We start from the raw sequence: 12,747 nt of genomic DNA, 5'->3' as shown, positions 1-12,747 counted from the left end.
GACAATGTGCACGCTGTTGAGTTCTCAAGGACCAGACGCACCCCCCACTCGACTCCCACACAGGAAGCTCCGCCAGAGGGGCTTTCGATCTCGACACCACGATCACGAGCCTTGCGGCACCGTGTTCGAGGTGGGTTTCGTTGCCGAGCGGGACCCCGTCCGGACTGCATCTCCTGGTCAGTGACCCGGTGACCGTCTCGGCCGTTCCGTTCTCCGCCTCAGCGGCAACGAGTGATTACTCTACACACGCCCCCGGGGCTCGGCCAACCCACTCGACACCCGGGCGTGTCGCGCCGTCCGCTGCAGCAGGCCCGGTAGGACGAACGGCCCGCTCCCCCATGGGGGAACGGGCCGTCCGAGCGGAGCAGGGTGATCAGTGGCGGGCGATGACCGGGTTCTTGAGCGAGCCGATGCCCTCGATCAGGACCTCGACGACCTCGCCGTCACGGATCTGTCCGACACCGGCCGGGGTCCCGGTGAGGATGACGTCGCCGGGGAGCAGGGTCCAGATCGACGACACGAACTCGACGAGCGACGGGATGTCGTGCACCATCTCGCTCGTCGACGCCGCCTGGCGCAGCTCGCCGTCCACGCGGGTCTCGAGGCGGATGTCCGACGGGTCGATCTCGGTCTCGATCACCGGGCCGAGCGGGCAGAACGTGTCGAAGCCCTTCGCGCGGGTCCACTGGCCGTCGCGGGCCTGCAGGTCGCGGGCCGTCACGTCGTTGGCGATCGTGTACCCGAGGACGACGCTGGCGAAGTCCTCACGACGGACGTTCTTGGCGAGCGAGCCGATCACGATCGCGAGTTCGCCCTCGTGGTCGACCCGGCCGATCTCGGCGGGCAGGCGGATCGGGTCGTCGGGGCCGATCACCGCGGTGTTCGGCTTCAGGAACACCACGGGGTCGTCGCCGGACCGCTCGTCCATCTCGGACGCGTGCTCGGCGTAGTTCAACCCGACGCCGATCACCTTCGACCGCGGGATCACCGGCGCGAGGAGCTTGGCGTCGGCGAGCGGCACCCGCTCCCCCGTCGTCTCGAACCCCTGGTACATCGGGTCACCCGCCAGCACGACCAGGTCGCGCTCGTCGAGGATGCCGTACCGCGGGTCTTCACCCGTGCTGCTGAACCGTGCGATCTTCACCGTTCGACCCTACCGATCCCGTGCTCAGGCGGACTCGGTCAGCTGCGTCATCCACCCGTGCGGGTCGGGACGGCGGCCGTACTGGATGTCCGTGAGCTCCTGGCGCAGCGACATCGTCAGCTCGCCGGCGCCGACGGTGGGCGACCCGATGGTGAAGCCCTCGCCCCGGAGTTCCGCGATGGGCGTCACGACCGCGGCGGTGCCGCACGCGAAGGCCTCGGTGATGGACCCGTCGGTGACACCGTCCCGCCACTCGGCGAGGGACACCGGCCGCCGCTCGACACGGAGACCGCGGTCGAGGGCGAGCTGCAGGATCGAGTCCCGGGTGATCCCTTCGAGGATGGACTCGGAGTCCGGGGTCACGAGCGTGCCGTCGGACTTCACGAGGACGACGTTCATGCCGCCGAGCTCCTCGAGGTACTCGCCCTTCTCGGAGTCGAGGAACATCACCTGCTGGCAGCCCTGTTCGTAGGCCTCCTGCTGCGGGAGCAGCGAGGCCGCGTAGTTGCCGCCGGTCTTCGCCGCACCGGTGCCACCGCGGGCGGCGCGCGCGTACTTCGTCGACAGCCAGATGCTCACCGGCTTCGGTCCGGACGTGAAGTACGCACCGGCCGGGCTCGCGATGCAGTGGTACGCGACCTCCTGCGCGGCGCGGACACCGAGGAAGGACTCGGTCGCGATCATGAACGGCCGCAGGTACAGACTCGTCTCCGGCGCCGACGGCACCCAGTCGACGTCGGCGCGGACGAGCTGCCGGATCGACTCGACGAAGACCTCGACCGGGAGTTCCGGGAGCGCGAGTCGCCTGGCCGAGCGCTGGAAACGGCGCGCGTTCGCCTCGGGACGGAACGACCACACCGAGCCGTCCGCGTGGCGGTAGGCCTTCATGCCCTCGAAGATCTCCTGCGCGTAGTGCAACACGCTGGCGCTCGGGTCGAGGGACAGCGGGCCGTACGGGTGGATCGACGCGTCGTGCCAGCCGGCTTCCAGCGTCCACTCGACGGTCGCCATGTGGTCGGTGAAGTGCTTGCCGAAGCCCGGGTCGGCGAGGATCTCCTCGCGCTCGGCCGCGGCCCGGCGCTCGGGCGACGGCGTGCTCGCGAACTCGAGGGCGAAGCCGCCGTCGGTCTCGGTGTCGGTGCTGCTCATCGGGGTGGCTCCTGTCAGGCGGTGGTGGTGCGTGCTGCGACCGCGGCGGCGATGGCGTCGCCGACCTCGGCCGTGCTGCGCGGTGTGGTGCCCCGGCTCGCGAGGTCTGCCTCGACCGCCTGCGTCACGGACGCCGCCAGGTCCGCGCGACCGAGGTGGTCGAGCAGCAGGGCGACGGACAGGACGGCGGCGGTCGGGTCCGCGACCTGCTGACCCGCGATGTCCGGCGCGGAACCGTGGACCGGCTCGAACATGCTGGGGAAGGTGCCGTCCGGGTTGATGTTCCCCGAGGCCGCCAGACCGATGCCGCCGCTGATCGCGCCGGCGAGGTCGGTGATGATGTCGCCGAACAGGTTGTCGGTGACGATGACGTCGAACCTACCGGGTTCGCGCACCATGTGGATCGTCACCGCGTCGACGTGCTGGTAGTCGACGGTGACGTCCGGGTGCTCCCCGGCGACCGCTGCGACGGTCCGCTGCCAGAGCGAACCGGCGTGCACGAGCACGTTGCTCTTGTGCACGAGCGTCAGGTGCTTCCGCGGACGCCGCTCGGCCAGGTCGAAGGCGTACCGGACGACCCGCTCGACGCCGTGCGCCGTGTTGAGCGAGACCTCGGTCGCGATCTCGTGCGGTGTGCCGACCCGGATCGCACCACCGTTGCCGACGTAGGGGCCCTCGGTGCCCTCGCGGACGACGACGAAGTCGACCGCACCCGGATCGGCGAGCGGACTCGCCACCGACGGGTGGACCGTCGTCGGACGGAGGTTGACGTAGTGGTCGAACGCGAACCGCAGCTTCAGCAGGAGCCCACGCTCGATGATGCCGCCGGCGAGCCGCGGGTCCCGGGGGTCGCCACCGACGGCGCCGAGCAGGATCGCGTCGTGCCCGGCGAGGGCCGCCATGTCGTCGTCCGTCAGGACGTCGCCGGTCTCGAGGTACCGGGAGGCACCGAGCGAGAACGAGGTCTCCTCGACCACGAGGTCGTCCGGCAGCACCGCGTGCAGGACCTTCAGCGCCTCGTCGACGACCTCGGGACCGATGCCGTCGCCGCGGACGACCGCGAGCTTGACCGACTGTGCCATGTCCGCCACTCCCCTAGAGCGTGATGTCGATCTCGCGGAGCGAGGACGCGTCGATCGTCGACCGCACGTGCTCGAGGATCTCCGCCGGCACCGGCGAGTCCACCGTCAGCACACTGAGCGCCTGGCCGCCGGCCGCCTCGCGCGAGATCTGCATCGCCGCGATGTTGATGCCCGCGTCGCCGAACTCCTTGCCGTACACCGCGACGATGCCCGGGCGGTCGGTGTAGACCATCACGACGTGGTGTGCGCCGAGGGCGACCTCGACGTCGTGGCCGTTGATCTCGACGAGCTTCTCGACCTGCTTCGGACCGGTGAGCGTGCCGGAGACACTGATGGCCGGTCCGTCCGACTGGGCGCCGCGGATCGTGAGCACGTTGCGGTACTCCGGGCTGTCGGTGTCGGTGATGAGCCGGACGGTGACGCCACGCTGCTCCGCGATGAGCGGCGCGTTGACGTAGGACACCTGGTCGCTCACGACGTCGGTGAACACGCCCTTGAGGGCGGCCAGCTTGAGCACGCTGACGTCGTACTGCGCGAGTTCGCCGTGCACCTCGACGTCGATGCTCGTCACCGGCGAGGTCGCCAGGCCGGTGAAGACCTGGCCGAGCTTCTCCACGAGGGGGATGCCCGGGCGCACGTACGGGTCGATGACCCCACCGGCGACGTTGACCGCGTCGGGCACGAGCTCCCCACCGAGGGCGAGCCGCACCGACCTGGCGACCGAGACGCCTGCCTTCTCCTGCGCTTCGTCCGTGGACGCCCCGAGGTGCGGCGTGACGACGACGTTCGGCAGCGCCAGCAGCGGGGAGTCCTTCGGCGGCTCGGACACGAAGACGTCGAGCCCTGCGCCGGCGATGGTGCCCGCCGTGAGCGCGCGGTGCAGCGCGTCCTCGTCGATCAGCCCGCCGCGGGCGACGTTGACGACGAAGGCGGTCGGCTTCATGAGCGCGAACTGGTCGTCGGAGATCATGCCGACCGTCTCGGGCGTCTTCGGCATGTGGATCGTGGTGAAGTCCGCGCGGCGGAGCAGGTCCTCGAGGGAGACGAGCTCGACGCCGAGCTGCTGGGCGCGGGCGGTGGTGACGTACGGGTCGTACGCGATCACCGAGACACCGAACGCCTGCAGCCGCTGCGTGATGAGCGCACCGATGCGACCGAGGCCGATGATGCCGACCGTCTTCTCGTACAGCTCGACGCCCGTGTAGGACGACCGCTTCCACGCACCGGCGGCGAGCGAGGCGTGCGCGGCCGGGATGTGGCGGGCCAGCGACAGGATGTGCCCGACCGTGAGCTCGGCCGCCGAGATGATGTTCGACGTCGGCGCGTTGACGACCATGACACCGGCGGTGGTCGCGGCCTTGATGTCGACGTTGTCGAGTCCGACGCCCGCGCGGGCGACGACCTTGAGCTGCGGCGCGGCGGCGATCGCCTCGGCGTCGATCTTCGTGGCGGACCGGACGAGCACGGCGTGCGCGTCGGCGAGGGAGGCCAGGAGGGCGGGTCGGTCGGTACCGTCCACGTTCCGGATCTCGAAGTCGGGCCCGAGGGCGTCGACGGTGGCGGGCGAGAGTTCTTCGGCGATCAGGACGACCGGCTTCGGCACAGCTGCAGTTCCTCACACGAGACGGGCGGTGTCCGACCATCGTATCGACGCGGGTGGTCCGTTACGACCGGACCGGTCGTCCGCCGGCGGAGGGTCGGGACCACGGGACGGACGGGACCACCCGACGGACCGGACCACAGGACGGACGGGAGGCACGGTGCGGGCTGGCACCGTGCCTCCCGTCCGTCCTGGTGGCGGCCGCCGTCCGCGCTAGAAGTCGAGCAGGCGCGGCACGAAGAGCTGCAGGTCCAGCCAGAGCGCGCCGGCGGCGGCGAAGGCGACCAGGAAGACGCCGACCGTCACGGACAGGCGCGATCGCCGCGTCGCCCACAGGGCGACGCCGAAGGCGACCGGCGCGATCGCGATGTCGAGGACGAGCCATGCCCACGGCGTGCTCCGCTGCAGGGTGTCGCCACCCGACGTCGTCTGCAGGAACGTGTTGAAGGCCTGCACGGACTGCGACACGGTGACGAGGTTGCCGACGCTCTGCACGGTCATGTACGCGAAGAGCGCGCCGAAGACCACCCGCACGGCGATCCGGCCGACGACGGGCGAGCTGGTCCGGCGCGTCGCCGGCGTGGTGGCGGTCACCCGAAGCTCCTGGTCATCAGGAACGGCCAGGGGAAGAGCGCAGCAGCGCCGAGGAGCATCCAGAGCAGGCGGGTCCGCGTGCGGCGACCACGACCGGCCCAGAGCACGACCGTGAACCAGAGCGCGGGCGCGACGATCGACAGGAAGCGCAGGACCTCCACGAACACGGTGAGCACGGTGTCGACGTTCGAGACGTAGGCCGTCGACGCGGTCAGCAGCCACGCCACGGTGTAGAGCAGGTAGAGGCCGCCGAAGACACCGAAGCCGACGAGCGCGCCGGAGGTCTCGGGTCGCTCCGGGTCCCGACCGCCGCGGTCCTTCACCGCGACCGGGTTGTGGGCTGCGTCGACGTGGGTCGCGTCGTCGGCGTCGCCCCAGCTGAGGGCGTCGTCGTCGTGGTCGACCGAGCCGTCGGGCGGGGATGCTGCCGTGGTCATGCTCCGATCCTACGAGGGACCCGCGCGGACCGGCACCACGCACGGCGGTCAGGCGTCGGCGGCCTGCGTCTCGAGGACCTCGGCCACGACGTCGCGCACCGCCGGGAACAGCGGGTGGCTCTCCATGAGTCCGGTGAGGATCTCGGTGAGCGCGTGCGCCGTCGCGCCCGAGCGCAGCAGCGCGTGCAGCTCGATCGACTCGGGGTCGTTCTCGTCGTCGAAGGCCAGGGCGACGCGGACGGCACCGAGCAGGTGGTCGACGGGCATCCCGCGCTCGGCGAGCTGCGACGCCGGTCCGATGAAGCGCTCACGACGCCCGAGCTTGCGGAGCGGGTTGCGCCCGACGCGGACGGTGGTGTCCGGCAGGAGCGGGTTCGCGATCCGGGTCAGGTTCGCGGCGACGTAGCGCGCGTGCTCGGCGGGGTCGAAGCCGTGCTTCGCAACGAGCAGCGCGGTGGTCTCGGCGAGCACGCCGTCGACCTCGGCGCGGACCTCGCGGTCCTCCAGGGCCTCGCGGATGAGCCGGATCCCCCGCACGGTCCCGTGGTAGGCCGCGGTGGCGTGCGCCGTGTTCACCGTGTAGAGCTTCCGCTCGACGAAGGGCTGGAGGTCGTCGACCCAGGTGACGCCGTCGATCTGCGGCGGTTCGGCGTCGGAGTCGGCGAAGGGGGTGCGTTCGATGACCCACTCGTAGAAGGGCTCGAGCACGACGTCGAGGCCGCCGGACTGTCCGAGCACACCGGACTGGTCCGGCACGATGCGGTCGATCGCGCAGTTCGCGAAGACCGCCGCGACGTCGCGGTCCTCGAGGATCGGCGCGCGGCGGATGCTCGCGTGCAGGGAGTCCGTGGCGTTGAACGCGTTCTCGCAGGCGACGATCGTGACGTCGCCGCGGTCGAGTGGCCGCGCAGCCAGGCCCTCGGCGATGACCGGGGCGACGAGCGGGAGCGTCCGAGCGCCGACCGCGGTGGTCACGACGTCGGCCTCGGCGATGGCCTGCACCACGCGCTCGCGGTCGGTCTTGCTGCTCAGGGCGTGGAAGCCGTACACCAGGTGCTCGACGGGCTGCTTGCCGACCTCGTGCACGACGAAGCGGCCGGCCTCCTCGAGCGCCGAGACGACGCGGTCGTCGACGTCGACGAAGGTGAGCTCGTACCCGCTCGCGACCAGGAACTGACCCACGAACCCGCGCCCGATCTTGCCGGCGCCGATGTGGACCGCTCGCTTCGTCACCGCCATCCGTCGATCCTCCCACGTCGGAGGACACGGTCGTGACCACTCCTCGTCATGGCCGCGGACACGCCGAGGGGACGGGGAGCGGCGCCGGACCGCGGGGTCGCGGGGACGCCGGGGGCGCGCCGGGCATCGGCGCTGGAGCAGGAGGGGTACTGGTGCATGTCGTTCGGGTCACATCGCGAGGCGGCGGTGCGCGTGCACCGCCGCCTCGTCATCGAGTGGTCGCTGCGCAGACTACCGCGCGGCCGAGCCGTCCACGTAGTCGGCGTCGTTCGACTTCCACGCGAACAGCGCGCGGAGCTCGCGACCGGTGGCCTCGATCGGGTGGCCCTCGCCCTTCGCGCGGAGCTCCTTGAACTCCGGGGCGCCGGCGTCCTGGTCCTCGATGAAGCGCTTGGCGAAGGTGCCGTCCTGGATGTCGGACAGGACCGCCTTCATGTTCTCCTTGACCTCGGGCGAGATCACGCGCGGGCCGGAGACGTAGTCACCGAACTCGGCGGTGTCGGAGATCGACCAGCGCTGCTTGGTGAGGCCGCCCTCCCAGATCAGGTCGACGATCAGCTTGAGCTCGTGCAGGACCTCGAAGTAGGCGATCTGCGGCTGGTAGCCCGCCTCGACCAGGGTCTCGAAGCCGTACTGGATGAGCTGCGACGTGCCGCCGCACAGGACGGCCTGCTCGCCGAACAGGTCGGTCTCGGTCTCCTCGGTGAAGGTCGTCTTGATGCCGCCGGAACGCAGGCCGCCGATGGCCTTGGCGTAGGACCACGCGAGGTCCCACGCGCTGCCGGACGCGTCGACCTCGACGGCGACGATCACCGGGACGCCACGGCCGGCCTCGTACTCACGGCGGACCGTGTGACCAGGGCCCTTCGGCGCGACGAGCGACACGTCGACGCCCTCGGGCGCCTCGATGTAGCCGTAGCGGATGTTGAAGCCGTGCCCGAAGACGAGCGTCGCGCCCTCCTTGAGGTTGGGCGCGATGTCCTCGGCGTAGACGATGCGCTGCACCTGGTCGGGCGCGAGGATCACGACGACGTCGGCGTTCTTCGTGGCCTCGGCCGGGGTGAGGACCTCGAAGCCTGCCTCCGTCGCCTTCTCGCGGCTCTTCGAGCCCTCCTTGAGGCCGATGACCACCTCGACGCCGGAGTCGCGGAGGTTGAGGGCGTGGGCGTGGCCCTGCGAGCCGTAGCCGATGACGGCGACCTTCTTGCCCTGGATGAGCGTCAGGTCGGCGTCGGCGTCGTACACGATGTCAGTCACGAGGGTGTGTCTCCTTGGTTCTGGTGGCTTGTGGTGTGCGGACACCAGGCGCGTGGCGGGGCCGCCTGCGCGCATGGTGTCCGGAGGACGGGTGCGCTCAGCGCACGCGGTCGGTGATGCTCTTCGGCCCGCGGCCCATGCCGAGCAGGCCGGCGCGGGCGAGCTCCTTGATGCCGTAGGGCTCGAGCACCCGCAGGATCGCCTGGATCTTGCCGGGGTCGCCGGTCACCTCGACGATCAGCGAGTCGGTCGCCACGTCGACGACCTGCGCGCGGAAGAGGCTCACCGCCTCGAGCACGGCGGACCGGGTCTGGTTGTCGACCCGGACCTTGACGAGCATGTGCTCGCGCTGCACGGACTGCGAGAAGTCGAGCTCGACGATCTTGATGACGTTGACCAGCTTGTTCAGCTGCTTCGTCACCTGCTCCAGCGGGAGGTCCTCGACGTCGACGACGACCGTGATCCGGCTGAGGCCGTCGACCTCGGTGCCGCCCACTGCGAGGGACTCGATGTTGAAGCCGCGGCGGGCGAACAGGCCGGCGACGCGCGTCAGCAGACCCGGCTTGTCCTCGACGAGCAGGGAGAGGACGTGGCTCATGCGGGGTCTCCGGTCATGTCGGCGTCCTCGACGTCCCAGCTGGGCGCGTGGTCGCGGGCGTACTCGATCGAGGAGTTGCCGACGCCCTGCGGGACCATCGGCCAGACCATGGAGTCGCGACTCACCACGAAGTCGATCACCACGGGGCGGTCGTTCGTCTCGAGCGCCAGCTTGATGGCGTCGTCGACCTGGTCGGCCCGCTCGACGCGGATGCCCAGGGCACCGTACGCGTCGGCGAGCTTGACGAAGTCCGGCACCCGACGGCTCTGGTGACCGGTCTCGAGGTCGGTGAACGAGTGGCGGCCGTCGTAGAACAGCGTCTGCCACTGGCGCACCATGCCGAGCGACGAGTTGTTGATGACCGCGACCTTGATCGGGATGTCGTTGATGACGCAGGTCGCGAGCTCCTGGTTCGTCATCTGGAAGCAGCCGTCGCCGTCGATCGCCCAGACCACGCGGTCCGGCTGGGCCACCTTCGCGCCCATCGCGGCCGGCACCGAGTAGCCCATCGTGCCGGCACCGCCGGAGTTCAGCCACGCGTTCGGCCGCTCGTACTTGATGAACTGGGCCGACCACATCTGGTGCTGTCCGACCCCCGAGGCGTACACGGCCTCGGGGCCGCTGAGCTCACCGATGCGCTTGATGATCGCCTGCGGGGCCAGCAGCCCGTCGGTCGGCTCGGCGTACCCCAGCGGGAAGTCGCGGCGGAGCTCGTCGAGCTTCGTCCACCAGGCACCGGTGTCGGCACGCTGCTCGGCGGGCACGTCGTCCCACGCGTCGAGCAGGTCGACGAGGACCTCGCGGGCATCGCCCACGATCGGCACGTCGGCGAAGCGGATCTTCGAGATCTCCGCCGGGTCGATGTCGACGTGCACGACCTTGGCGTTCGGCGCGAACTCGTCCGCCTTGCCGGTCACACGGTCGTCGAACCGTGCGCCGAGGGCGATGATGAGGTCGCTGTCCTGCAGCCCGAGCACGGCGGGCACCGTGCCGTGCATGCCCGGCATGCCCAGGTGCTGTGCGTGCGAGTCGGGGAACGCGCCGCGAGCCATGAGCGTGGTGACGACCGGGGCGCCGGTGGCCTCGGCGAAGCGCAGGAGCTCGGCGGACGCACCGGAGCGGACGACCCCGCCGCCGACGTAGAGCACCGGACGCTCGGCCTCGGCCAGCAGCTGTGCCGCCGCCGTGATCTGCTTGCCGTGGGCCTTGGTGACCGGGCGGTAGCCGGGCAGGTCGATCTTCGGCGGCCAGACGTACGGCGCCGACTTCTGCTGGGCGTCCTTCGTGATGTCGACGAGCACCGGGCCGGGACGACCGGTCGTCGCGATCTGGTGGGCCGCCGCGAGGGTCGCCGGGATGTCCGCCGGGTCGGTCACGAGGAAGGAGTGCTTCGTGATCGGCATCGTGATGCCGACGATGTCCGCTTCCTGGAAGGCGTCCGTCCCCATCAGGGTCGAGAACACCTGCCCGGTGATGGCGATGAACGGCACCGAGTCCATGTAGGCGTCGGCGATCGCGGTGACGAGGTTGGTCGCCCCGGGACCGGACGTCGCGATGGCGACACCGACCTTGCCGGACGAGGAGGCGTAGCCTTCGGCGGCGTGGCCGGCACCCTGCTCGTGGCGCACGAGGACGTGCCGGATGGTCGTCGACGCCATGAGCTCGTCGTAGAACGGGATGATCGCGCCGCCGGGCAGGCCGAAGACGTCGGTGATCCCGAGGTGCTCGAGCGTCCGGAGGACGGCTCCCGAGCCGGTCAGGATCTCCGGCGACCGGCGTGCACCGGTGGCCGCGGACAGCGGAGTGGCTTCCGTGGGCATGAGGTGTTCCTTGCCTGGAGGGATGGCGGTTCGAACGTGTCGACGCTAGCCCGTGACCGCGCCCTTGGCGGCGGACTGGACGAGCTTCGCGAACTTCGCGAGGACTCCGCGGGTGTAGCGCGGGGGCAGCGGGGCCCAGCCTTCTCGGCGGGCCTCCAGCTCGGCGTCGTCGACCAGTAGGTCGAGCGAGCGAGCCGCGATGTCGACACGGATGCGGTCGCCATCGCGCACGAATGCCACTGGACCTGCGTCCACGGCTTCCGGTGCGATGTGGCCGATGCACAGGCCGGTTGTGCCGCCTGAGAATCGTCCGTCCGTCAACAGTAGTACATCCTTGCCGAGGCCCGCGCCCTTGATGGCCGCCGTGATGGCGAGCATCTCGCGCATGCCCGGGCCGCCCTTCGGGCCCTCGTAGCGGATGACGACCACGTCGCCCTTCTGGATGCGGCCTTCGGTCAGGGCGTCCATCGCGGCGCGCTCGCGGTCGAACACCCGTGCGGGTCCCTCGAACACGGCCGCGTCGAACCCTGCGGTCTTGACGACCGCACCGTCGGGCGCGAAGGAGCCCTTGAGGATCGTCAGGCCGCCGGTGGTGTGGATCGGGTTGTCGAGCTTGCGGAAGACCTCGCCGTCGAGCTCCGGCGGGTCGATCTCGGCCAGGTTCTCGGCGAGGGTCTTGCCCGTCACGGTCATCACGTCACCATGCAGCAGTCCGGCGTCGAGCAGTGCCTTCATGATCACCGGGATGCCGCCGTTGCGGTCCACGTCGACCATGACGTACTTGCCGAACGGCTTCATGTCGGCCAGGTGCGGGACCTTCGAGCCGATGCGGTTGAAGTCGTCGAGGGACAGCTCGACCTCGGCCTCGTGCGCGATCGCGAGGAGGTGCAGGACGACGTTCGTCGAGCCGCCGAGCGCCATCGCGACCGTGATGGCGTTCTCGAACGCCTCCTTGGTCAGGATCTGGCGCGCGGTGAGCCCGAGGCGCAGCATGTTGACCACGGCCTCGCCGGAGCGGTGCGCGTAGTAGTCACGACGACGGTCGGCGCTCGGCGGTGCCGCGGAACCCGGGAGCGACATGCCGAGCGCTTCAGCGACCGACGCCATGGTGTTCGCCGTGTACATCCCGCCGCAGGCGCCCTCGCCCGGGACGATCGCGCACTCGATCTCCTTGAGCTCGGCCTCGGTCATCGTGCCGGCCTTGCACGCACCGACACCCTCGAAGGAGTCGATGATGGTGACCTCCTTGAAGGAGCCGTCCGCCTGCTTCACGTAGCCCGGCATGACCGAGCCCGCGTAGAGGAAGACACTCGCGAGGTCCAGGCGCGCGGCGGCCATGAGCATGCCCGGCAGCGACTTGTCGCAGCCGGCGAGCAGGACGGTGCCGTCCAGGCGCTCGGCGTTCACGACGGTCTCGACGCTGTCGGCGATGACCTCGCGCGAGACCAGGGAGAAGTGCATGCCCTCGTGGCCCATCGAGATGCCGTCCGAGACGGAGATGGTGCCGAACTGCAGCGGGTACCCGCCGCCGGAGTGCACGCCCTCCTTCGCGCCCTGCGCGAGGCGGTCGAGCGAGAGGTTGCAGGGGGTGATCTCGTTCCAGGAGGACGCGATCCCGATCTGCGGCTTGTCCCAGTCTGCGTCGCCCATGCCGACGGCCCGGAGCATGCCACGCGAGGTGGTCGCTTCGATCCCGTCGGTGACGACCCGGCTACGCGGCTTCACGTCGATGTCAGGCATGGAGGCAGTCTAGGACCAGTTGGGATACCACACGGACACCGCGTGCCGGACGTTCCGCGGAACGCAACGTCGGCGATTCCTCGCAGC

11 protein-coding genes are annotated in these 12,747 nt (G+C 70.2%); all 11 read right to left on the bottom strand.

Annotated features, from left to right (window positions below; translation table 11 throughout):
• Positions 1–373: 373 nt before the first annotated feature.
• Complete coding sequence (locus tag QUG93_RS13985; protein ID WP_289474775.1) at positions 374–1,144, bottom strand: fumarylacetoacetate hydrolase family protein; 771 nt, start codon at positions 1,142–1,144, stop codon at positions 374–376.
• Between the two features lie 24 nt (positions 1,145–1,168).
• Positions 1,169–2,293: a branched-chain amino acid aminotransferase gene (locus tag QUG93_RS13980; RefSeq protein WP_289474773.1), complete on the bottom strand. Its 1,125-nt coding sequence runs from the start codon at positions 2,291–2,293 to the stop codon at positions 1,169–1,171.
• A gap of 14 nt (positions 2,294–2,307) precedes the next feature.
• Positions 2,308–3,375, bottom strand: coding sequence for a 3-isopropylmalate dehydrogenase (locus QUG93_RS13975; protein ID WP_289474772.1), 1,068 nt, complete (start codon positions 3,373–3,375; stop codon positions 2,308–2,310).
• Positions 3,376–3,388: 13 nt separating this feature from the next.
• Positions 3,389–4,978, bottom strand: coding sequence for a phosphoglycerate dehydrogenase (gene serA, locus QUG93_RS13970; protein ID WP_289474770.1), 1,590 nt, complete (start codon positions 4,976–4,978; stop codon positions 3,389–3,391).
• A gap of 210 nt (positions 4,979–5,188) precedes the next feature.
• Entirely contained in the window at positions 5,189–5,569 is a 381-nt protein-coding gene (locus QUG93_RS13965; protein ID WP_289474768.1) for a hypothetical protein, read from the bottom strand.
• Entirely contained in the window at positions 5,566–6,006 is a 441-nt protein-coding gene (locus QUG93_RS13960; protein ID WP_289474767.1) for a hypothetical protein, read from the bottom strand. Before QUG93_RS13960 ends, QUG93_RS13965 begins: the two co-directional genes overlap by 4 nt.
• A gap of 48 nt (positions 6,007–6,054) precedes the next feature.
• Complete coding sequence (locus QUG93_RS13955; protein ID WP_289474766.1) at positions 6,055–7,245, bottom strand: mannitol-1-phosphate 5-dehydrogenase; 1,191 nt, start codon at positions 7,243–7,245, stop codon at positions 6,055–6,057.
• A 231-nt stretch (positions 7,246–7,476) separates the two neighbouring features.
• Positions 7,477–8,502 carry a ketol-acid reductoisomerase gene (gene ilvC, locus QUG93_RS13950; protein ID WP_289474764.1) on the bottom strand — a complete coding sequence of 342 codons (1,026 nt, stop codon included), beginning with the start codon at positions 8,500–8,502 and terminating at the stop codon, positions 7,477–7,479.
• 97 nt (positions 8,503–8,599) lie between these two features.
• A complete protein-coding gene (gene ilvN, locus QUG93_RS13945; protein ID WP_289474762.1) occupies positions 8,600–9,100 on the bottom strand; it encodes an acetolactate synthase small subunit in 501 nt (166 codons plus the stop codon).
• Positions 9,097–10,920, bottom strand: coding sequence for an acetolactate synthase large subunit (locus tag QUG93_RS13940; RefSeq protein ID WP_289474760.1), 1,824 nt, complete (start codon positions 10,918–10,920; stop codon positions 9,097–9,099). The genes ilvN and QUG93_RS13940 overlap by 4 nt, the downstream gene beginning before the upstream one ends.
• Before the next feature lie 45 nt (positions 10,921–10,965).
• Positions 10,966–12,660: a dihydroxy-acid dehydratase gene (gene ilvD / locus QUG93_RS13935; protein ID WP_289474759.1), complete on the bottom strand. Its 1,695-nt coding sequence runs from the start codon at positions 12,658–12,660 to the stop codon at positions 10,966–10,968.
• Positions 12,661–12,747 lie beyond the last annotated feature (87 nt).

This window comes from Curtobacterium caseinilyticum (genome assembly GCF_030363035.1).
Classification (GTDB): Bacteria; Actinomycetota; Actinomycetes; order Actinomycetales; family Microbacteriaceae; genus Curtobacterium; species Curtobacterium caseinilyticum.
This window is presented reverse-complemented; position numbering and strand designations above follow the sequence as displayed.